At 43.5% G+C, this 20,419-nt stretch carries 14 protein-coding genes, 21 tRNA genes, 3 rRNA genes and 1 pseudogene; 35 read left to right on the top strand and 4 right to left on the bottom strand.

The genetic code is table 11. From position 1 onward, the window contains the following. Nucleotides 1-69: 69 nt before the first annotated feature. The 9 genes and pseudogenes from A361_RS23110 (at nucleotide 70) to A361_RS23075 (ending at nucleotide 6,395) form a co-directional block, all read left to right on the top strand. Entirely contained in the window at nucleotides 70-567 is a 498-nt protein-coding gene (locus tag A361_RS23110; RefSeq protein ID WP_019383231.1) for a protease inhibitor I9 family protein, read from the top strand. A 444-nt stretch (nucleotides 568-1,011) separates the two neighbouring features. After that, nucleotides 1,012-1,400: pseudogene (locus A361_RS31010) on the top strand (S8 family serine peptidase); the annotation flags it as partial. Nucleotides 1,401-1,618: 218 nt separating this feature from the next. Beyond that, complete coding sequence (locus A361_RS23105) at nucleotides 1,619-1,975, top strand: hypothetical protein (protein ID WP_019383232.1); 357 nt, start codon at nucleotides 1,619-1,621, stop codon at nucleotides 1,973-1,975. 30 nt (nucleotides 1,976-2,005) lie between these two features. Further along, entirely contained in the window at nucleotides 2,006-2,404 is a 399-nt protein-coding gene (locus tag A361_RS23100; protein WP_019383233.1) for a DUF350 domain-containing protein, read from the top strand. 16 nt (nucleotides 2,405-2,420) lie between these two features. Continuing rightward, on the top strand, nucleotides 2,421-2,879 hold the full coding sequence (locus A361_RS23095; RefSeq protein ID WP_019383234.1) for a hypothetical protein: 459 nt from the start codon (nucleotides 2,421-2,423) through the stop codon (nucleotides 2,877-2,879). Continuing rightward, nucleotides 2,879-4,123 carry a glutathionylspermidine synthase family protein gene (locus A361_RS23090; protein WP_019383235.1) on the top strand — a complete coding sequence of 415 codons (1,245 nt, stop codon included), beginning with the start codon at nucleotides 2,879-2,881 and terminating at the stop codon, nucleotides 4,121-4,123. Before A361_RS23095 ends, A361_RS23090 begins: the two co-directional genes overlap by 1 nt. Nucleotides 4,124-4,129: 6 nt before the next feature. Further along, nucleotides 4,130-5,158 (top strand): potassium channel family protein, encoded by a 1,029-nt coding sequence (locus A361_RS23085; protein WP_019383236.1) that lies wholly within the window; start codon nucleotides 4,130-4,132, stop codon nucleotides 5,156-5,158. Between the two features lie 138 nt (nucleotides 5,159-5,296). Continuing rightward, nucleotides 5,297-5,719: a FosM family fosfomycin resistance protein gene (gene fosM, locus A361_RS23080; RefSeq protein WP_019383237.1), complete on the top strand. Its 423-nt coding sequence runs from the start codon at nucleotides 5,297-5,299 to the stop codon at nucleotides 5,717-5,719. Between the two features lie 157 nt (nucleotides 5,720-5,876). Then, the gene (locus A361_RS23075) at nucleotides 5,877-6,395 is read left to right on the top strand and encodes a DinB family protein (RefSeq protein ID WP_019383238.1); all 519 of its coding nucleotides are present in this window, start codon (nucleotides 5,877-5,879) and stop codon (nucleotides 6,393-6,395) included. Nucleotides 6,396-6,868: 473 nt separating this feature from the next. Here the strand turns inward: A361_RS23075 and A361_RS23070 are convergent. Continuing rightward, a tRNA-Ala gene (locus A361_RS23070) sits at nucleotides 6,869-6,941 on the bottom strand. Between the two features lie 67 nt (nucleotides 6,942-7,008). Then, on the bottom strand, nucleotides 7,009-7,707 hold the full coding sequence (locus A361_RS23065; RefSeq protein WP_009331578.1) for an MgtC/SapB family protein: 699 nt from the start codon (nucleotides 7,705-7,707) through the stop codon (nucleotides 7,009-7,011). 146 nt (nucleotides 7,708-7,853) lie between these two features. Between A361_RS23065 and A361_RS23060 the strand changes: the two genes are divergently transcribed. Beyond that, nucleotides 7,854-8,768, top strand: a complete 915-nt coding sequence (locus tag A361_RS23060) for a DMT family transporter (RefSeq protein WP_009331577.1) — start codon at nucleotides 7,854-7,856, stop codon at nucleotides 8,766-8,768. 60 nt (nucleotides 8,769-8,828) lie between these two features. On the opposite strand, the gene A361_RS23055 is transcribed toward A361_RS23060, so the two are convergent. Next, a complete protein-coding gene (locus A361_RS23055; RefSeq protein ID WP_009331576.1) occupies nucleotides 8,829-9,008 on the bottom strand; it encodes a hypothetical protein in 180 nt (59 codons plus the stop codon). A 757-nt stretch (nucleotides 9,009-9,765) separates the two neighbouring features. On the opposite strand from A361_RS23055, the gene A361_RS23050 reads away from it, so the two are divergent. The 23 genes from A361_RS23050 (at nucleotide 9,766) to A361_RS22940 (ending at nucleotide 16,859) form a co-directional block, all read left to right on the top strand. After that, a 16S ribosomal RNA gene (locus A361_RS23050) occupies nucleotides 9,766-11,315 on the top strand. A gap of 301 nt (nucleotides 11,316-11,616) precedes the next feature. After that, nucleotides 11,617-14,552: ribosomal RNA gene (locus tag A361_RS23045) — 23S ribosomal RNA — on the top strand. Between the two features lie 252 nt (nucleotides 14,553-14,804). After that, nucleotides 14,805-14,921 (top strand): 5S ribosomal RNA (gene rrf / locus A361_RS23040). The 16S, 23S and 5S rRNA genes sit together here with 20 tRNA genes alongside, the layout of an rRNA operon. Nucleotides 14,922-14,930: 9 nt before the next feature. Beyond that, nucleotides 14,931-15,006: transfer RNA gene (locus tag A361_RS23035), tRNA-Val, on the top strand. Between the two features lie 20 nt (nucleotides 15,007-15,026). After that, a tRNA-Thr gene (locus A361_RS23030) sits at nucleotides 15,027-15,102 on the top strand. A 143-nt stretch (nucleotides 15,103-15,245) separates the two neighbouring features. Further along, a tRNA-Lys gene (locus A361_RS23025) sits at nucleotides 15,246-15,321 on the top strand. A 15-nt stretch (nucleotides 15,322-15,336) separates the two neighbouring features. Continuing rightward, a tRNA-Leu gene (locus tag A361_RS23020) sits at nucleotides 15,337-15,421 on the top strand. Between the two features lie 8 nt (nucleotides 15,422-15,429). Next, nucleotides 15,430-15,504, top strand: a tRNA-Gly gene (locus A361_RS23015). A gap of 6 nt (nucleotides 15,505-15,510) precedes the next feature. Then, nucleotides 15,511-15,599: transfer RNA gene (locus tag A361_RS23010), tRNA-Leu, on the top strand. A gap of 15 nt (nucleotides 15,600-15,614) precedes the next feature. Beyond that, a tRNA-Arg gene (locus A361_RS23005) sits at nucleotides 15,615-15,691 on the top strand. A gap of 7 nt (nucleotides 15,692-15,698) precedes the next feature. Next, nucleotides 15,699-15,775, top strand: a tRNA-Pro gene (locus A361_RS23000). A gap of 10 nt (nucleotides 15,776-15,785) precedes the next feature. After that, a tRNA-Ala gene (locus tag A361_RS22995) sits at nucleotides 15,786-15,861 on the top strand. An 18-nt stretch (nucleotides 15,862-15,879) separates the two neighbouring features. Further along, a tRNA-Met gene (locus A361_RS22990) sits at nucleotides 15,880-15,956 on the top strand. A 17-nt stretch (nucleotides 15,957-15,973) separates the two neighbouring features. Beyond that, a tRNA-Ile gene (locus A361_RS22985) sits at nucleotides 15,974-16,050 on the top strand. A 13-nt stretch (nucleotides 16,051-16,063) separates the two neighbouring features. Further along, nucleotides 16,064-16,156 (top strand) — tRNA-Ser (locus A361_RS22980). Between the two features lie 18 nt (nucleotides 16,157-16,174). After that, nucleotides 16,175-16,248: transfer RNA gene (locus A361_RS22975), tRNA-Met, on the top strand. 3 nt (nucleotides 16,249-16,251) lie between these two features. Beyond that, nucleotides 16,252-16,328: transfer RNA gene (locus tag A361_RS22970), tRNA-Asp, on the top strand. A 25-nt stretch (nucleotides 16,329-16,353) separates the two neighbouring features. After that, a tRNA-Phe gene (locus tag A361_RS22965) sits at nucleotides 16,354-16,429 on the top strand. A gap of 14 nt (nucleotides 16,430-16,443) precedes the next feature. After that, nucleotides 16,444-16,517: transfer RNA gene (locus tag A361_RS22960), tRNA-Gly, on the top strand. A 4-nt stretch (nucleotides 16,518-16,521) separates the two neighbouring features. Then, a tRNA-Ile gene (locus A361_RS22955) sits at nucleotides 16,522-16,598 on the top strand. Nucleotides 16,599-16,612: 14 nt separating this feature from the next. Beyond that, nucleotides 16,613-16,687, top strand: a tRNA-Asn gene (locus A361_RS22950). 5 nt (nucleotides 16,688-16,692) lie between these two features. Next, nucleotides 16,693-16,783 (top strand) — tRNA-Ser (locus A361_RS22945). A gap of 4 nt (nucleotides 16,784-16,787) precedes the next feature. After that, nucleotides 16,788-16,859, top strand: a tRNA-Glu gene (locus A361_RS22940). An 87-nt stretch (nucleotides 16,860-16,946) separates the two neighbouring features. Here the strand turns inward: A361_RS22940 and A361_RS22935 are convergent. Then, nucleotides 16,947-17,144: a hypothetical protein gene (locus A361_RS22935; RefSeq protein ID WP_019382983.1), complete on the bottom strand. Its 198-nt coding sequence runs from the start codon at nucleotides 17,142-17,144 to the stop codon at nucleotides 16,947-16,949. A 223-nt stretch (nucleotides 17,145-17,367) separates the two neighbouring features. Between A361_RS22935 and glgB the strand changes: the two genes are divergently transcribed. Further along, nucleotides 17,368-19,314, top strand: coding sequence for a 1,4-alpha-glucan branching enzyme (gene glgB, locus A361_RS22930; RefSeq protein ID WP_019382984.1), 1,947 nt, complete (start codon nucleotides 17,368-17,370; stop codon nucleotides 19,312-19,314). Then, nucleotides 19,256-20,401 carry a glucose-1-phosphate adenylyltransferase gene (locus A361_RS22925; protein ID WP_019382985.1) on the top strand — a complete coding sequence of 382 codons (1,146 nt, stop codon included), beginning with the start codon at nucleotides 19,256-19,258 and terminating at the stop codon, nucleotides 20,399-20,401. The genes glgB and A361_RS22925 overlap by 59 nt, the downstream gene beginning before the upstream one ends. Nucleotides 20,402-20,419 lie beyond the last annotated feature (18 nt).

The raw sequence follows: 20,419 nt of genomic DNA, 5'->3' as shown, positions 1-20,419 counted from the left end.
TGATTCATTATAATGAAATTTGATGGAATGATATTTATGAAGAATTCTAACAAATAGGAAGGAGTTAACATGCTTAGAAAGAAGTGTTACATTATAGTTCCTTTAGTAATCATTTTTATTGGTGGATGTCAGGCCAATAAAGGAAAGAATGATTCTCAAAAAGATGACAAGGTGGTGGGAAAAAAGATGCATTCGTCAGCCAAGGTAGATCCATCCATTGACCTTTCAAACAATCAGCTCGTTTCCATTATCATTGAATTCAAAACGAAACCTGCAAAAATAGCTGTTTTAGAAGCGAAAGCGAAAGGACTCACCCTGACATTAGAGGAAGCTAAAAGGCAAGTTGAACAAAGTCATCAATCGTTCCGGAAACTTCTCTCATTATTAGATGATAATAAAGTGCCGTATCGGATTAAACACACTTATAAGGCTGCTTTAAACGGAGTTTCAATGGAAATGCCAGCAAATGAAATAAATCGATTATTGGGTTCTTCCGTTATTTCTAAAATCTATCCAGATAAACAAATTCAGCTTGACCCGCCCATATATCCTTCAGACCAGATGTAAAAGAGAACGGTCAGTTAGTCTAACTTAATATTTTTCCCTTTAGACAGTCAGATAAATAGTTGGATCAAAAAAATTAAGAACCCCAGCTCTTCAGATGAAGACAGCTGGGGTTTGTATATGTGAAACAACACTTAATATATAAGAAAATGTTCGGTCAAAGTGACATGGGTTGCCAGACAGTGTTTTATCATAAAAATCAACTTGATGAAATTTGCGGGAAATAAAATTATATCAAATATCAATATAATAAAATCCTAACTTAACCATTATGAGGACGAACTTATACCGGCTTCAGCAAATGGTCGCTATAAAGGTTAGTGAGAAAAATACTATAGTACTCCATTACACACAGAAAAATAGCAGGTGAGAGAATGAATACAATTTTATTCCAGAAGATAATCAGGATATGCGGAATTCAATCCATTGACCGGCGCTACTTATTAAACTCAACATGGAACCCATGTTTCCGCCAGTATTGCGGGCCAAGGTGAAAATATAACCGATTATGCGATGACAGGAGTTGGGCCGGATGTGGATATTTTTGCGTATCGTGTATTAGGACAATATGGTTCCGGTACAACAGAAGAATTTTAGCTGCAATCGATCGGGCTGTAGCAGATGGAATGGATGTCGTCAACCCTTCTCTGGGAATGTCCTATAATATTCCTTTCTATATCACAAGTATGGCATAAAATAATGCGGTGCTGGCGGGTGTAACGTCGGTTGTTGCTGCTGGAAACTGCGGTGACAGGATGTATACACTAGGGTCTCCAGGTACAGCTGCCTTAGCGATTACAGTAGGGGCGAGCGATACATCAGAAACCATTGCAACGTCCAAAGGTATCTTAGAAGGTGTTTCCTCAGATTTAAAGCTGCTGGCCGAGGGGACATGTGTATTGTCCCGATTGATCACTTTTCTTGGGTCATAAATCTTCCGCCTTGTCCTTCACATAATGTTCGAAAAAGAGAAATCCGCTGTTTCAAAAAATAAATGTTTTCGAATCTTTTGTGGTTTATATTCGTAAATTAAAAAGTGTGAGGAAGCGGGGTGATGATATTGACAAAAACGAGAAAAATGATGACGGGCATTACATCAACGGCACTTATGCTTGGTCTTTCCGGCTGTGGTTCAGAATCTCAGGAAATTCCTCCTCCGCCTGAGGATTCGAGCTGCAGTGATTGGGAGTGGGATGAAGATGACGGGGTATGGGAATGTGATGACAGCCGTTCCAGTTATTATAGACATTATTATTATGGGGGCCAATATTTTAAAAACAAAACAGCTTTGTACAAAAGCAAGGATTTTCTAAACTATAAAAATAGCACGTCTTTTAAAGGGGGAAGTAATTCTGAATTGGGACAGAAAAGCTCTGGATTTGGAAGTGGCAAAAAGAGCTACGGAGGATAAGGTAAAGAATTGATGAAAGGGAGTATGTTTATGAACTTATATGTAAATTTTGCTTCGTATTTAGGAGTAGCGCTGCTTCTTTTGGCTGCCGGAATTGTTCTGTTTATGATTAGTACACCAAAATTGAAGGAAATTAGCTTAATTGCCGAAAAGAATGTTTCGGCAGCATTGGTGCTTGGAGGAAAGATTATTGGTCTTGCCATTGTTTTGGGGGCTGCAGCTGAATACTCCATCTCACTTTTTGACATGGTCACATGGGGTATAATCGGCATCGTTTCGCAGGTGATTGTATTTATTTTGGCAGAAGTTATCACCATTCGTTTCAGTATCCATAAGGCAATCGAAGATGATAACCGTGCTGTAGGTGTCATGCTGTTTTCCTTATCATTGGCAATCGGCTGGATCGTGGCAAAGTGCCTATCTTACTAAGAAAGCTGGTTAATAGATGAAAAAGCTGACGTATTATATCGACAAAGGGAAAGGCGAATACGAACCTTTTTATGAGTATTCTGCTCAATCTGTGGGAATTGATGAATTATATGCCAGGCAGCTATGCACTTATTTTATCATGAGAGGCCAGCAGTACGAGCTTATTTGCAACGAGATGGATGGAGAAGAGGAGATTCTCGTCATTAAAGACATAGGAAGAAATCCACACGTGCTGGACGAAAAAGTTTTCCGCGGAAAAGGGCTGAATATCGAGGTTCGCAGGTACCGTGAAATGGAGAATTATAAACTGCTTTCCATTATCCCTTGTCAAACGCATTTTGATATCATTCGCTATCTTTTAAAAGATATTGTTGATATCCCCGGAATTGGGCAAAAGCAAGTGACTTCTACTGAAATCGACGAGGACAGGGGCGTATATGTTCTATATATCAAGGACATAGGAGAGAAGGAATAGTGGATAAAAAAGCCTACCATGATAAAAGAAAAAGGTTTTACCGCAAAATAAATCATTTCTGGGCCGATCTATATGGGGAAGAATATGCACTATATGATATTGCCTATATCGATAGAACTGAACGTGAACGTATCCGAACTGTCAGTGAAAGAATTGGCAAAATATTTTTTAAGGTGTGCAGCCTGCTTCGAGAAGTGCCAGATCGGACACTTATTGAAATGGGATTTCCGAAAGAAACGCTTTCGTTCATCAGACTGAAAAGCATTGCCTCAGAAAGCGTTATTGCCCGGCTTGATCTAATCCCATACGGAGCTGGCTATAAATGCATTGAAATCAATGCTGATACCCCAACATTTATTAAAGAGCTTTTCCATGTCAATAGTGAGGTGTGCAAAGAATTTGCAGCAGAAGACCCAAATGAAGGAATGGAACGTCTACTGAGTAAAGAAGTTTGTGGAAGCATTGAACAATATGCACGGAAATTGAAATTGAAAACACCTAATGTTGTCTTTACTGCCCATGAAGACAACCTCGAAGACCGGGAAACAGTCCGATATATTCAAAAGCTTTCCGGTGTGGCTTCTAATTTTATCCCTCTTCATAAACTGGAGATTCAAAGAGGAATTGGGCTTTTTGATGAAAAGGGATCCAGAATTGATATATTGTACCGTCAAACTTTCCCGATTGAGAACTTAATTTCCGATGAGGATGCAGATGGAAACAGGATTGGTTTATGGCTCCTGGAACTGGTCGAGGCAGAAAAGCTTGCGATTATTAATCCCCCATCCGCATTTATGCTGCAAAACAAAGCGGTACAGGCGGTTATTTGGGGATTGCACATGGAGGAACATCCATTTTTTACAAAGGAAGAGCATGTATGGATTGAAGAATCCTTCCTTCCAACCTATCTTGAGCCTGATATTTTTATTATGTCGGGGCTGCCATTTGTTAAAAAGCCTGTTTTTGGAAGAGAAGGAGATACGGTCGAAATATATAATCATGAAGGCTTCCTCACCCATGCTGACGCCCAGCAATCATATACTGAATATCTGCCAGTTTATCAGCAATATGTAGAGCACCCTGCTGTTGATTTCAATAGTGAAAAGGGAAAACAGAAGGGCAGACTTTTATTGGGAAGCTTCCTTCTTAACGGCAAACCGTCGGCTGCAGGATATAGAATAGGAGGAGCGATTACAAATAATCTCTCCTATTATTTGCCGTTCGGGATTAAAAAAGGGGGGTGAAAAAAAATGTGGATTCTACATAAAGTTTTTTTAAAAATGACGAAAATAAGTATATTGCAAGCATCGGCTCTTGCACTATTTCTCATTGTCTTCAGCAGCATTACGATGAGGGCAGCCGAGCCGGAAACATTTCCGCGCTTTATTGATGCTCTGTGGTGGACGATGACAACACTTGTCACAGTAGGCTATGGCGACTATTTTCCTGAAAGTGATTTTGGTCGAATCTTCACCATGCTGCTGCTTTACACATTTGGCATTGGCGCAATGGGTATCATCATAGGGAAAGTCTTTGAAAGCTTCAGCATGTACCGGAAATGGAAGGAGGAAGGACGATTGACTTATTCGGGAAAAGGACATTACATACTAATTGGTGCATCAAAAGAAAAATTGGAAAATGTGGTAGAGGAGATCCTTCACAGCAAGCAAAAATGTGATGTTGTCATTGTTGACCATTCTGAAAGAACACCCATGGAGCATGAGAGGGTCCATTTTGTCAGCGGAAATCCTGCTGAAGAGGAAGTGTTAATGAAAGCCAATATCCTTGAAGCAAAATCAGTTGCCATTTTTTCGGATGACCGAAATGACCATGCTGAATACTCCGATGGAAAAACTCTTCTCATCGCTTCCAGGGTGGAACATATCTCAAAGAAATATGAGAAAAGCATCTACACCATTGTTGAAATAAAAAAAGATAAGCACGTTTCCTTGTTTGAACACGCAAACGTTGATGAATTGATCCTTTCAAATGATTCTATCTCCCGCCTCATGGCTCATGCGGCCATCAACCACGGTTCAAGCAAGCTTTTTAATCAGATGCTGAGCAGCTCTGAAGGGGAAAACCTCTATGAAATTAAGGCTAAACCGCATTGGAGCACATACAGGGATGCAGCGATGGAACTTTTTGAAATAGGAGCGACCTTAATTTCAGATGGAAGTTCTCTTGATTTAGCCCGCCGTCATCATGAATTAATTCCCGATTCAGCGAAACTATTTGTCATTTGCGATGAGACTACATATCAAAAAATTATTTCATAAAGTTTTTATTGTACTAGTCCTATTTAAAGCTGAAGATAATACGAATCTTCAAGCTTTTTACTTGTAAAAGGATGGGGATCATAAATCTTTATACAGGTGCAATAATGAATATAAAAAAACTTAGTTTGGGGTGATTTGGTGTCAATAAAAGGCATTAATCATTTTTTATTTTCAGTTTCCAATTTAGAAGCTTCTATTGAGTTTTATAAAAATGTGTTTGGTGCAAAGTTATTAGTTAAGGGAAGTAGTACTGCCTATTTTGACTTAAACGGTATATGGCTTGCCCTCAATGAAGAAAAGGATATTCCACGTACTGAAATTTCCCAATCATATACACATATAGCTTTTTCAATAGAAGAAGCGGAATTTGATAATATGTACCGTAAGCTAAAAGAATTGAAGGTAAACATTCTGTCAGGGCGTCCAAGAGACGAAAAAGATAAAAAGTCTATTTACTTTACTGATCCAGATGGGCACAAGTTTGAATTTCATACAGGTACTTTACAAGACAGACTAAATTATTACAAAAAGGAAAAAACACATATGGAGTTTTACAATTAAATGATTTTGTACAAACTTAGTTGGTTAGAAGAGTTTGTGAAGGTTTGTACTTAAAGAAATTGGTGCTTTTGCTCTCTTCAACAAACGGGCAGGGTTTTTTACAGTGAGGACCGAATTATTTAGTTAGGGAAAATTAACTAAAAGGGAGGAATCCTTGATGAGAAAACAACATGCATTAGAATTGTATGATTATCATGTTTGGGCAAACAAAAAGTTTTTCGAGCGATTGAAAGAATTACCCAAGGACATTTATGATCAGGAAATACAAAGTGTTTTTTCCTCGATTTCGAAGGCACTTGTTCATATTTATATGACAGATACAGTATGGCTTGGTGTAATGCAGGAGAATAGTATGGAAGAGATTCAAGCTTCTATCGCCATTGCTCAAGACAAGACAAAGGATAAGAGTCTTGAAGAAATGGAAAAGCTATTTCAAAGTTTATCAGAGGAATATCAAAAGCTTCTTAATAATATTAGCGATTTGGATAAAGAGATTTCCCCGGTACATCCTAAATTTGGGCGTCTGGATACTTACTTCTCAGAATTGGTTCAGCATGTTGTTAACCATGGCACATATCACCGCGGAAATCTTACGGCAATGATACGACAACAGGGTTATTCAAGTGTATCTAATGATTATGTTTTCTATCTTTACGATATCAGCAAGTCAAATTAGTTTTTTTGCTTCTGATTATTGCAATTGGATTCTTCTCGAGTAACACGTTTTTTGTGGATAGGAACCAGTTAATATCTGCAAATTTTTCAACCTATTAAGACTAAGACCAGTAGGCTGATAAGACACAATGTCAGACTTAGAATGGGCAATGAATTCACAGGATAGTAAAATTAGTGTTGGAGTTTCACGCGGACAAGCCTTCGAAAATCGCGAGTAAATAAACGGAGCTAATACTACTGTTGGTAGTGAAGTAGAATAGTTAGTACTCTCTAATTGAGTTGGGGCGATAATGCATTTCTTTTTATATACAAAGATTGTGACGAATGTTACATAAAGAAAAGGGTGCGTTAGTATTAACAAATACCTCAAAATGTATAAAGACTCCAAAAATAAATTTCGTGACAGTCCAGCGACAATAACGAACATTCTGAATCGAAAATAAAAAAAGCCTTGATATACAAGGCTTTTTTCTATGGAGAATAGGGGGCTCGAACCCCTGACCTCAACGCTGCCAGCGTTGCGCTCTCCCAGCTGAGCTAATCCCCCGAGTAGTGGTACAAGAAAAATTATAACCACATCGGAGTTATCTTGCAAGAGGAATTATTAAAAAATTTTACTGCATACTATCAATTTCCATGCACTGCACTCCAGGGATGCTTGAAACGCTGTAATAAACATCCGTTGTTCTTCTTTTGTAGTCGACGGCAACTATCAGCTGTACAAGATGCAGATGTTCATCTTCTAGGTCTTTAATACGAATATGTTTTATAGATATATCAAGGTCTTTTACCGCTGGGATGATATCAGCAATATTTTCTTTATCCCTTACTTTCAGCTGCAGGTTGATTTCTTTTTCTCTTAAGCGTTTGGGACCAATTAAGCCCATGATAAAAGGAATTACCTCCACTGAAATAATCAGCAGCGCCACTCCGGCCATTGCTTCAATATAAAAGCCTGCTCCTACAGCAATTCCGATTCCTGCTGCCCCCCAAATTAATGCGGCTGTTGTAAGGCCAGAAATACTGTCATTTCCCCGCCTTAAAATAACGCCTGCACCCAAAAAGCCGATGCCTGAGACAATTTGGGCAGCTAAACGGAGAGGATCCATCGTTATGTTGATGTCATCATTACCAGGAAACATATAAGCCGATTCTATAGACACAATAGTCAGCAGGCAGCTTACTATGGAAATAACTAAACTTGTCTTTAAGCCGACCGGCTTTCTTTTTAATTCTCTCTCCAGGCCGATAACAAGACCAAGCACTGCTGAAATCCCCAGTTTCATTAATATTTCTATCTCTAAACTGCTCATAATATCTCCCGCTTTTTTAAGTATTATATATCCAAAATATGATCTTTAAAATCCTGCTATAATAAAACCGTAGTAAAAGTTTGAATATACGTTGTAAAATGAAATATACCCTAATTATTAGGAAACAGAAACAAGGAGTATTAAAAATGTCAGATAAAAAAATAAATCCCTATGTTGCCCTGGCAATTGGTGTCATTTCTGTCTCAACCTCAGCCATATTGGTGAAGGTATCCAGCGCTCCATCGGGAGTCATTGCGTTTTACAGGTTATTATTTTCTGTCCTATTCATGCTGCCTGTATTTCTTATAAAGTATGTTCCGGAACTTCGTCTTATTACACGGCGGGATTGGATCTATTCCATCATTGCCGGTGTGTTTCTCGCCTTTCATTTTATTCTTTGGTTTGAGTCACTGAACTACACCTCTGTAGCCAGTTCTACAGTCCTTGTAACACTGCAGCCCTTATTTGCATTTGCAGGCACGTATTTCTTTTTTAAAGAAAAGTTTACCTGGAAAGCAATATTAAGCGGGCTTCTCGCAATTGTGGGCAGTATTATTATCAGCTGGGGAGATTTTCAAATCAGCGGGACTGCTTTGTTCGGGGATATACTTGCAATCATTGCCTGCGCCCTGGTAACAGCCTACTTAATGTTTGGGCAAACAGTCAGAAAAAGGATGTCACTCGTTACCTATACTTTTGTTGTCTACAGTATAAGTACTGTTACATTGTTATTCTACGTGTTAATGGTTAATGAACCTTTAATCCCATATGGAACCAGTGACTGGGTATATTTTATATTGCTGGCTCTAATTCCAACCCTGCTTGGACACACATTATTTAATTGGTCACTTAAATGGCTAAGCACCTCAACTATTTCTATGGCCATCTTATTTGAGCCGGTAGGTGCTGCAATTCTAGCTTATTATTTGCTTCATGAGTCGATTATATGGACACAAGTTCTTGGTGGAACAGTGGTAATTGGAGGAATAACTATCTTCTTATTAGATGAGAGAAGGATTCGGATGAAAGAATTGAAGAAAAAAACAACGATTTCCGGATAAGTAGATAATCTATCTATAGTTATATAAGAGAAAAATCTCCCTGGGAATGGGGAGATTTTTTTATTTGAATACATAGGTCAGAGCAGAAAAAATAAATGCGGCTGTAACTGAAAAGATGAAGGTGCCACCATAAACCTCTTCATCTGAATTTGCAATTTTAATGCCCTCTGCATAGGCATAAGCAAATAAAAATATGGCCATGATTACTGATAGATATAGTGCTGCGGTTTCCAGTGTCATTCACACCTTCCGTATAGAGTAGAGTTAATAGATTTTATGAAAAATAACCAAAACTATTACTATTTCTTTGTATTGATATTTTGTTAAAACTTGATTTCTCATCCTTTTGACGGCTAATCAGTAAAATATGTATTAATTTAATTATTGTTATAAGAAGCTTATAAAAGTGTGGAAAAGTGAACAAGATTATCCACATGCTGTGAGTAACTTTGTTGACAACTGTATTAATAAGTGTTTTGCAGTGGATAAGTTTGTGGGTATTTGAGATGGAGGTTTCGAGAATTATGTTACTGATATAATGAATTTTCAAAAGATCAGGTGAAATGCGTATAAATCTGATGTTAAGAAAATGCACACTTTATAAGATCTGGCTGCAGAACAATTAAAATAAAATCAGTTTCGTAAAGGTACCGTCTTTTAATTTGATCCCAAAAAGGCAATCGATAGAGAAGAGATATATAATTAATATGCACTGAAAATATAAAGATAAACATTTTTAAAAATTATATTGCAAACATTTAATAAGTCGTGGTATATTAATTCTTGTCCTCAACAAGGCAAGTTAAACTGCGAAAAAACATTTTAAAAAGCTGTTGACTTGTTGATGGATAACATGTTATATTGATAAAGTCGCTTCCGGGCGACGAGGTAAAATATAGCAAAGAGAAATTGATCTTTGAAAACTGAACGAACAAAAACGTCAACGTTAATTCTTTAGTCTTTTTTGAAAAGACAACTTATGAGCTTAATCAACTCTTATATGGAGAGTTTGATCCTGGCTCAGGACGAACGCTGGCGGCGTGCCTAATACATGCAAGTCGAGCGGACAGATGGGAGCTTGCTCCCTGAAGTTAGCGGCGGACGGGTGAGTAACACGTGGGCAACCTGCCTGTAAGACTGGGATAACTCCGGGAAACCGGGGCTAATACCGGATAATTCTTTCCCTCACATGAGGGAAAGCTGAAAGATGGTTTCGGCTATCACTTGCAGATGGGCCCGCGGCGCATTAGCTAGTTGGTGAGGTAACGGCTCACCAAGGCAACGATGCGTAGCCGACCTGAGAGGGTGATCGGCCACACTGGGACTGAGACACGGCCCAGACTCCTACGGGAGGCAGCAGTAGGGAATCTTCCGCAATGGACGAAAGTCTGACGGAGCAACGCCGCGTGAGTGATGAAGGTTTTCGGATCGTAAAACTCTGTTGTTAGGGAAGAACAAGTACCGGAGTAACTGCCGGTACCTTGACGGTACCTAACCAGAAAGCCACGGCTAACTACGTGCCAGCAGCCGCGGTAATACGTAGGTGGCAAGCGTTGTCCGGAATTATTGGGCGTAAAGCGCGCGCAGGCGGTTCCTTAAGTCTGATGTGAAAGCCCCCGGCTCAACCGGGGAGGGTCATTGGAAACTGGGGAACTTGAGTGCAGAAGAGAAGAGTGGAATTCCACGTGTAGCGGTGAAATGCGTAGAGATGTGGAGGAACACCAGTGGCGAAGGCGACTCTTTGGTCTGTAACTGACGCTGAGGCGCGAAAGCGTGGGGAGCAAACAGGATTAGATACCCTGGTAGTCCACGCCGTAAACGATGAGTGCTAAGTGTTAGAGGGTTTCCGCCCTTTAGTGCTGCAGCAAACGCATTAAGCACTCCGCCTGGGGAGTACGGCCGCAAGGCTGAAACTCAAAGGAATTGACGGGGGCCCGCACAAGCGGTGGAGCATGTGGTTTAATTCGAAGCAACGCGAAGAACCTTACCAGGTCTTGACATCTCCTGACAACCCTAGAGATAGGGCGTTCCCCTTCGGGGGACAGGATGACAGGTGGTGCATGGTTGTCGTCAGCTCGTGTCGTGAGATGTTGGGTTAAGTCCCGCAACGAGCGCAACCCTTGATCTTAGTTGCCAGCATTCAGTTGGGCACTCTAAGGTGACTGCCGGTGACAAACCGGAGGAAGGTGGGGATGACGTCAAATCATCATGCCCCTTATGACCTGGGCTACACACGTGCTACAATGGATGGTACAAAGGGCTGCGAGACCGCGAGGTTAAGCGAATCCCATAAAACCATTCTCAGTTCGGATTGCAGGCTGCAACTCGCCTGCATGAAGCCGGAATCGCTAGTAATCGCGGATCAGCATGCCGCGGTGAATACGTTCCCGGGCCTTGTACACACCGCCCGTCACACCACGAGAGTTTGTAACACCCGAAGTCGGTGGGGTAACCTTTTGGAGCCAGCCGCCTAAGGTGGGACAGATGATTGGGGTGAAGTCGTAACAAGGTAGCCGTATCGGAAGGTGCGGCTGGATCACCTCCTTTCTAAGGATATTTACATGAAACGTGACGTGTTTTGTTCGTTCAGTTTTGAGAGTTCAATCTCTCAATGAAAGATTCGTTCTTTGAAAACTAGATAATGTTAATGAAGAAGCAATAACCGAGTAATCGCCATCTTAGTTTTTTTCTCTTATTTTGAAAATAAGTAAGAGCACAAACCATGAGGACGATGAGCGGCAAGGAGATCAAGGAAGCGACCGAGTGAGCACCGGAGCGTACTTCAGTACGTGAGGAGCGGAGCGAGAGAGCTGACGCAGAGATCCGCAGTCGATCAGCGGCCGAAGTAGGTTAAGTTAGAAAGGGCGCACGGTGAATGCCTTGGCACTAGGAGCCGATGAAGGACGGTACTAACACCGATATGCTTCGGGGAGCTGTAAGTAAGCTTTGATCCGGAGATTTCCGAATGGGGAAACCCCCTATCCGTAATGGGATAGGATCTTTACCTGAATACATAGGGTATAGAAGGCAGACCCGGGGAACTGAAACATCTAAGTACCCGGAGGAAGAGAAAGCAAACGCGATTCCCTAAGTAGCGGCGAGCGAAACGGGATTAGCCCAAACCAAGAGGCTTGCCTCTTGGGGTTGTAGGACACTCTACACGGAGTTACAAAGGAACGAGGTAAATGAACAGGTCTGGAAAGGCCGGCCAGAGAAGGTAAAAGCCCTGTAGTTGAAACTTCGTTCCCTCCAGAGTGGATCCTGAGTACGGCGGGACACGAGAAATCCCGTCGGAAGCAGGGAGGACCATCTCCCAAGGCTAAATACTCCCTAGTGACCGATAGTGAACCAGTACCGTGAGGGAAAGGTGAAAAGCACCCCGGAAGGGGAGTGAAAGAGATCCTGAAACCGTGTGCCTACAAGTAGTTAGAGCCCGTTAATGGGTGATAGCGTGCCTTTTGTAGAATGAACCGGCGAGTTACGATTACATGCGAGGTTAAGTTGATGAGACGGAGCCGCAGCGAAAGCGAGTCTGAATAGGGCGAATGAGTATGTGGTCGTAGACCCGAAACCAGGTGATCTACCCATGTCCAGGGTGAAGTCCAGGTAACACTGGATGGAGGCCCGAACCCACGCACGTTGAAAAGTGCGGGGATGAGGTGTGGGTAGCGGAGAAATTCCAATCGAACTTGGAGATAGCTGGTTCTCTCCGAAATAGCTTTAGGGCTAGCCTCATGTAGTAAGAGTCTTGGAGGTAGAGCACTGTTTGGACTAGGGGCCCCCATCGGGTTACCGAATTCAGACAAACTCCGAATGCCAAAGACTTATCCATGGGAGTCAGACTGCGAGTGATAAGATCCGTAGTCAAGAGGGAAACAGCCCAGACCACCAGCTAAGGTCCCAAAGTATACGTTAAGTGGAAAAGGATGTGGAGTTGCTTAGACAACCAGGATGTTGGCTTAGAAGCAGCCACCATTTAAAGAGTGCGTAATAGCTCACTGGTCGAGTGACTCCGCGCCGAAAATGTACCGGGGCTAAACGTATCACCGAAGCTGTGGATTGACATCTTACGATGTCAGTGGTAGGAGAGCGTTCTAAGGGCGTTGAAGCGGGATCGCAAGGACCCGTGGAGCGCTTAGAAGTGAGAATGCCGGTATGAGTAGCGAAAGATGGGTGAGAATCCCATCCACCGAATGCCTAAGGTTTCCTGAGGAAGGCTCGTCCGCTCAGGGTTAGTCGGGACCTAAGCCGAGGCTGAAAAGCGTAGGCGATGGACAACAGGTTGATATTCCTGTACCACCTCTTTACCGTTTGAGCAATGGGGGGACGCAGGAGGATAGGGTAAGCACGCTGCTGGATTAGCGTGTCCAAGCAGTTAGGCCGGTAACGAGGCAAATCCCGTTACCACATAGGCTGAGCTGTGACGGCGAGGGAAATTTAGTACCGAAGTTCCTGATTCCACACTGCCAAGAAAAGCCTCTAGCGAGGGAAAAGGTGCCCGTACCGCAAACCGACACAGGTAGGCGAGGAGAGAATCCTAAGGTGAGCGAGAGAACTCTCGTTAAGGAACTCGGCAAAATGACCCCGTAACTTCGGGAGAAGGGGTGCTCATTAGGGTGAATAGCCCTGATGAGCCGCAGTGAATAGGCCCAGGCGACTGTTTAGCAAAAACACAGGTCTCTGCGAAGCCGCAAGGCGAAGTATAGGGGCTGACGCCTGCCCGGTGCTGGAAGGTTAAGAGGAGAGGTTAGCGCAAGCGAAGCTTTGAATCGAAGCCCCAGTAAACGGCGGCCGTAACTATAACGGTCCTAAGGTAGCGAAATTCCTTGTCGGGTAAGTTCCGACCCGCACGAAAGGCGTAACGATCTGGGCACTGTCTCAACGAGAGACTCGGTGAAATTATAGTACCTGTGAAGATGCAGGTTACCCGCGACAGGACGGAAAGACCCCGTGGAGCTTTACTGTAGCCTGATATTGAATTTTGGTACAGCTTGTACAGGATAGGTAGGAGCCTGAGAAGCCGGAGCGCCAGCTTCGGTGGAGGCGTCGGTGGGATACTACCCTGGCTGTATTGAAATTCTAACCCGCGCCCCTTATCGGGGCGGGAGACAGTGTCAGGTGGGCAGTTTGACTGGGGCGGTCGCCTCCTAAAAAGTAACGGAGGCGCCCAAAGGTTCCCTCAGAATGGTTGGAAATCATTCGCAGAGTGTAAAGGCACAAGGGAGCTTGACTGCGAGACCTACAAGTCGAGCAGGGACGAAAGTCGGGCTTAGTGATCCGGTGGTTCCGCATGGAAGGGCCATCGCTCAACGGATAAAAGCTACCCCGGGGATAACAGGCTTATCTCCCCCAAGAGTCCACATCGACGGGGAGGTTTGGCACCTCGATGTCGGCTCATCGCATCCTGGGGCTGTAGTCGGTCCCAAGGGTTGGGCTGTTCGCCCATTAAAGCGGTACGCGAGCTGGGTTCAGAACGTCGTGAGACAGTTCGGTCCCTATCCGTCGTGGGCGCAGGAAATTTGAGAGGAGCTGTCCTTAGTACGAGAGGACCGGGATGGACGCACCGCTGGTGTACCAGTTGTCTTGCCAAAGGCATCGCTGGGTAGCTATGTGCGGAAGGGATAAGTGCTGAAAGCATCTAAGCATGAAGCCCCCCTCGAGATGAGATTTCCCATAGCGTCAAGCTAGTAAGATCCCTGAAAGATGATCAGGTTGATAGGTCAGAGGTGGAAGCGTGGCGACATGTGGAGCTGACTGATACTAATCGATCGAGGACTTAACCAAAACGAAAAGTGGAGGCGACTGTTCAACTTCGAGAGACGTTGGAGAGCCGGCCATTCAAATCCTGTTTTTGGGATTTGGAGGGACGGATCGAAACGGCCGAGAAGTTAGGAGCCGAAGCTAGACAAGTCATTGGTGAATACTCGGCAAATGCTTCTTCATGCATTATCTAGTTTTGAGAGAATGAAAAATATGAAATTTTCTCTTGAAAAATCCTAAAAAGACGGTATAATAAAACTTGTCTTTGGAAAATAGTCTGGTGGCGATAGCGAGAAGGTCACACCCGTTCCCATACCGAACACGGAAGTTAAGCTTCTCAGCGCCGATGGTAGTTAGGGGCTGTCCCCTTGTGAGAGTAGGACGTTGCCGGGCGTTAATAATGGAGGATTAGCTCAGCTGGGAGAGCATCTGCCTTACAAGCAGAGGGTCGGCGGTTCGATCCCGTCATCCTCCACCATTAATTTAAATGTACAAGCTGCCGGTGTAGCTCAATTGGTAGAGCAACTGACTTGTAATCAGTAGGTTGGGGGTTCAAGTCCTCTCGCCGGCACCATTTCAACGAGCCATTAGCTCAGTCGGTAGAGCAGATTGCAGCATCAGTGAATTTCTACATCCGAATAGCAATCTGTGACAAAGCGTTTAGCTTTGGAACATCTGACTGCACATAACAGGCTTTAGGTAGTCTCATAAAATTATGAGCCATTAGCTCAGTCGGTAGAGCATCTGACTTTTAATCAGAGGGTCGAAGGTTCGAGTCCTTCATGGCTCACCATTTTAATTTCATATTGCGGGTGTGGCGGAATTGGCAGACGCACCAGACTTAGGATCTGGCGCCGCAAGGCGTGGGGGTTCGACTCCCTTCACCCGCACCATTCTTTATGCGGAAGTAGTTCAGTGGTAGAACATCACCTTGCCAAGGTGGGGGTCGCGGGTTCGAATCCCGTCTTCCGCTCCATTTATTGCCGGGGTGGCGGAACTGGCAGACGCACAGGACTTAAAATCCTGCGGTAGGTGACTACCGTACCGGTTCGATTCCGGTCCTCGGCACCAGTAGAATTTAACATTGCGCCCGTAGCTCAATTGGATAGAGCGTTTGACTACGGATCAAAAGGTTAGGGGTTCGACTCCTCTCGGGCGCGCCATTATATACGGGGAGTAGCTCAGCTTGGTAGAGCACTTGGTTTGGGACCAAGGGGTCGCAGGTTCGAATCCTGTCTTCCCGACCATTTAATTATTGGGGCCTTAGCTCAGCTGGGAGAGCGCCTGCTTTGCACGCAGGAGGTCAGCGGTTCGATCCCGCTAGGCTCCACCATAAATATTTTAACACTTCGGCGGTGTAGCTCAGCTGGCTAGAGCGTACGGTTCATACCCGTGAGGTCGGGGGTTCGATCCCCTCCGCCGCTACCATTTAATTCATCGATGCTGGACCTTTAGCTCAGCTGGTTAGAGCAGACGGCTCATAACCGTCCGGTCGTAGGTTCGAGTCCTACAAGGTCCACCATTTTCATTTATACGGAGGAATACCCAAGTCCGGCTGAAGGGATCGGTCTTGAAAACCGACAGGCGGGTCAAACCGCGCAGGGGTTCGAATCCCCTTTCCTCCTCCATATATTTAATAATATTATCGCGGGGTGGAGCAGTCCGGTAGCTCGTCGGGCTCATAACCCGAAGGTCGCAGGTTCAAATCCTGCCCCCGCAATCTGGTCCGGTAGTTCAGTTGGTTAGAATGCCTGCCTGTCACGCAGGAGGTCGCGGGTTCGAGTCCCGTCCGGACCGCCATTTTTACAAAAAATAAATAATATGTGGCTCAGTAGCTCAGTCGGTAGAGCAAAGGACTGAAAATCCTTGTGTCGGCGGTTCGATTCCGTCCTGAGCCACCATTTTAGAACCTTATGCGGGTGTAGTTTAGTGGTAAAACCTCAGCCTTCCAAGCTGATGATGAGGGTTCGATTCCCTTCACCCGCTCCAAAATGGGCCTATAGCTCAGCTGGTTAGAGCGCACGCCTGATAAGCGTGAGGTCGATGGTTCGAGTCCATTTAGGCCCACCATTTTATATTATTGTTCCGCAGTAGCTCAGTGGTAGAGCATTCGGCTGTTAACCGAACGGTCGTAGGTTCGAATCCTACCTGCGGAGCCATATATGGGGAAGTACTCAAGTGGCTGAAGAGGCGCCCCTGCTAAGGGTGTAGGTCGGGTAACCGGCGCGAGGGTTCAAATCCCTCCTTCTCCGCCATATTGGCCCCTTGGTCAAGCGGTTAAGACACCGCCCTTTCACGGCGGTAACACGGGTTCGAATCCCGTAGGGGTCATACAAAAAAGCTGTCAACAATTTGTTGGCAGCTTTTTTGTTGTCTTTTCTGTTCCAGCCTGCCCTCGGTTAGTTGCTTCTCTGTTTTTTAATCAAACCTCTCTTCTGCCTTGCTTAATTTATTGCCTGGATTATTCAAATCGATTTCAGAAGATATTCCCGTATAGGGGCCTCTAAACATATCCCCGGTGGCCATAATCTTTCCATCCGGTGCTTCAAATATCGGAATTCTTATTTCATCTTTTGATGCCTCGTTTAATAAAAATTCCTCTTCTTTATTGCTCAAAATATTATTCTCCTTTCATTTTTTGCTTGCATACTTTGTTTTATTTTGTCTAAGTTTACCGGAGATTATGTCGAAGACTGTTAGATTGGGCAGAATGCTATCGGTTTTTAACGGGATTTGAATGTTGTTGTCATAAAATTAAAAAAACTTTTACAAGGATTTTTCTCACGTCTCACGAATATAACAGGAAAGTCAAAAGAAACGACACTGGGTGGGGAGAAGGATGGTAGTGGATACTTTGGTTCCAACCGATTACCAGCTGCATTTGTTCCATGAAGGGACATATTATGAGAGTCACCAGTTATTTGGTGCACATGTAGTTTCAAATGGCGGAGAAGTGATTACCCGTTTTTGCGTATGGGCACCGAACGCTGAAATTATCAGATTAGTCGGTGATTTTAATGATTGGAATGGAGAAGGCTATACCTTACATAGAGTGAATAATGAAGGTGTCTGGTTTATTCAGCTGGATGGAAACATGGAAGGTGCCTTGTATAAGTATGAAATTGAAACAAAGAAAGGGGAAGTGGTATTAAAGGCTGATCCTTATAGCTTTTTTTCAGAAGTAAGGCCCAATACAGCATCTATAGTATATTCGCTTGACGGATATCAGTGGAATGACAGCAAATGGATGCAAAAAAAAGAAATGAAGCCTATTTATACGGAGCCTGCAGTCATTTATGAAGTTCATCTGGGTTCGTGGAAGCAAAAAGAGTCTGGAAGTCTGTTTACATACAGGGAGCTTGCAGATGAACTCATTCCTTATGTGGTGGAGCATGGGTTTACGCATATAGAATTGCTTCCTCTAATTGAGCATCCGCTCGACGCTTCCTGGGGCTATCAGGGAACAGGTTATTACTCTGTTACAAGCCGTTACGGCAGCCCGCATGATTTTATGTATTTTGTTGATCAGTGCCATCAGCAGGGTGTTGGGGTCATTCTGGACTGGGTACCGGGACACTTCTGCAAAGATGCCCACGGCCTTTACCAGTTTGATGGATCGTATTTGTATGAGTATGAAACAGAAGGCGACAGAGAGAACCGAGTATGGGGGACAGCTAATTTTGACCTGAGCAAAAATGAAGTTCAAAGCTTTCTTATTTCCAACGCTGTTTTTTGGATGGAAAAATATCATATTGATGGCTTTCGGGTTGATGCGGTGGCTAATATTATCTATTGGCCTAACCGGGATGGAAAGACAGAAAATCCATTCGGCACCCGTTTTCTGCAAAACTTAAATAAAGTTGTTTCGCAATATGATTCTTCCTTTCTCATGATGGCAGAGGATTCAACAGACTGGCCGCAAGTGACTGCACCAGTCCATTATGGAGGGCTGGGTTTTCATTACAAGTGGAATATGGGCTGGATGAATGACGTTCTTACATATATGGAAACAGCACCTGAGAGGCGATCTGATGTTCATGGAAAGATGACTTTTTCGCTTTTGTATGCTTTTACGGAAAACTTCATACTGCCTTTTTCACATGATGAAGTTGTCCATGGAAAGAAATCGCTGCTTGATAAAATGCCCGGAGATTACTGGCAAAAATTTGCGCAATTCAGGCTCCTGCTTGGCTACATGATTGCCCACCCCGGCAAGAAGCTTCTTTTCATGGGGAGCGAACTTGGGCAGTTTTCCGAATGGAAAGACAAAGAACAGCTTGATTGGCATCTGCTTGATTACGAGATGCATAAAAAGGCAAATGATTATGTGAAAGAATTAATAAAGGTTTATAAACGTTCAAAGGCTCTTTTTGAGCTTGATCACCTTCAGGATGGCTTTGAATGGATTGATTGTCATAATGCAGACCAATCCATCTTTTCCTTTATCAGAAAAGGCTCAAAAGTGGATGATTTTCTTGTGATTGTCTGCAATTTCACACCTGCTTTCTACCCTAATTATCGTATTGGAATTCCAAAGGCGGGGTCTTATAGGGAAATACTCAACAGTGATAGTGATAGCTTTGGAGGATCAAATAGCACCAACAAGAGGGTCCTTAAGACTGAGGAAAAAGAGTTTCACGGCAAGCCGTTCAGTTTGGAAATGTCTATTCCGCCATTTGGCATTTCAATCTTACGCCCTGTAAAACATCGGAAGGAGAGGAAGGGAAATGGGAAAGAAAAAGTGCGTCGCAATGTTATTAGCAGGAGGGAAAGGGAGCAGGCTTAGTTCTCTAACAAAAAGTCTTGCGAAACCTGCAGTGCCATTTGGAGGGAAATACCGGATTATTGATTTTACATTGAGCAATTGCACCAATTCCGGAATTGATACAGTCGGTGTTCTTACCCAATACCAGCCGCTGGTTCTGAATTCGTATATTGGCATAGGCAGCGCATGGGATCTTGATAGAAAGAACGGCGGTGTGACAGTGCTGCCCCCTTACAGTGAATCATCGGAAGTCAAGTGGTATACGGGAACAGCAAGTGCTATTTATCAGAACCTCAATTATCTAAAGCAATATGATCCGGAATATGTCCTGATTTTATCCGGTGATCATATTTATAAAATGAATTATGAGCTGATGCTGAATTATCATATTGAAAAAGGCGCGGATGCGACTATTTCTGTAATTGAAGTACCTTGGCCGGAGGCAAGCAGGTTCGGAATCATGAATACGGATGAGGAGATGCGGGTCGCAGAATTTGAGGAAAAACCAGCATATCCAAAAAATAATCTGGCCTCCATGGGAATATATATTTTTAATTGGTCTGTTTTAAAAGAATATCTGGAAATGGATGACCGCAATCCGGAGTCCACTCATGACTTTGGAAAGGACATCATTCCATTAATGCTTGACGAAAATAAAAAGCTGTTCGCATACCCGTTCAATGGCTATTGGAAGGATGTCGGTACAGTCAAGAGCCTGTGGGAGGCAAATATGGATTTATTGGATGATGAATGCGAGCTGAATCTTTTTGATCATGATTGGCGGATCTATTCGGTGAATCCGAATCATCCTCCACAGTATATTTCAACTCAAGCTGAGGTTGCAGAGTCTTTGATAAATGAAGGCTGTACAATTGAAGGGGAAGTTGAAAAGTCAGTGCTTTTTCAAGGGGTGCTGGTTGGGAAGAATACTGTGATCCGTGAATCGGTCATCATGCCTGATGCTGTAATTGGTGAAAATGTCTATATTGAAAAGGCGATAGTGCCAAGCGGACTGAACATACCCGATGGCGTTGTGATTAGTGCTTCCGAAGAAGATGATGAAATTATTCTGATAACACCGGAAATGATACAGGGAATTTGTTCTTAATTCACAGCCTGGATGCCA

It is taken from the genome of Cytobacillus oceanisediminis 2691 (assembly GCF_000294775.2).
In the GTDB taxonomy this organism is placed as follows: Bacteria; Bacillota; Bacilli; order Bacillales; family Cytobacillaceae; genus Cytobacillus; species Cytobacillus pseudoceanisediminis.
This window is presented reverse-complemented; position numbering and strand designations above follow the sequence as displayed.

What these genes read in the sequence shown, in the direction of transcription:
- A361_RS23110 (WP_019383231.1), top strand. Translation starts at nt 70, where the DNA reads ATGCTTAGAAAGAAGTGTTACATTATAGTTCCTTTAGTAATCATTTTT.
- A361_RS23105 (WP_019383232.1), top strand. Translation starts at nt 1,619, where the DNA reads ATGATATTGACAAAAACGAGAAAAATGATGACGGGCATTACATCAACG.
- A361_RS23100 (WP_019383233.1), top strand. Translation starts at nt 2,006, where the DNA reads ATGAACTTATATGTAAATTTTGCTTCGTATTTAGGAGTAGCGCTGCTT.
- A361_RS23095 (WP_019383234.1), top strand. Translation starts at nt 2,421, where the DNA reads ATGAAAAAGCTGACGTATTATATCGACAAAGGGAAAGGCGAATACGAA.
- A361_RS23085 (WP_019383236.1), top strand. Translation starts at nt 4,130, where the DNA reads ATGTGGATTCTACATAAAGTTTTTTTAAAAATGACGAAAATAAGTATA.
- A361_RS23075 (WP_019383238.1), top strand. Translation starts at nt 5,877, where the DNA reads ATGAGAAAACAACATGCATTAGAATTGTATGATTATCATGTTTGGGCA.
- A361_RS23065 (WP_009331578.1), bottom strand. Translation starts at nt 7,707, where the DNA reads ATGAGCAGTTTAGAGATAGAAATATTAATGAAACTGGGGATTTCAGCA.
- A361_RS23060 (WP_009331577.1), top strand. Translation starts at nt 7,854, where the DNA reads ATGTCAGATAAAAAAATAAATCCCTATGTTGCCCTGGCAATTGGTGTC.
- A361_RS23055 (WP_009331576.1), bottom strand. Translation starts at nt 9,008, where the DNA reads ATGACACTGGAAACCGCAGCACTATATCTATCAGTAATCATGGCCATA.
- glgB (WP_019382984.1), top strand. Translation starts at nt 17,368, where the DNA reads ATGGTAGTGGATACTTTGGTTCCAACCGATTACCAGCTGCATTTGTTC.
- A361_RS22925 (WP_019382985.1), top strand. Translation starts at nt 19,256, where the DNA reads ATGGGAAAGAAAAAGTGCGTCGCAATGTTATTAGCAGGAGGGAAAGGG.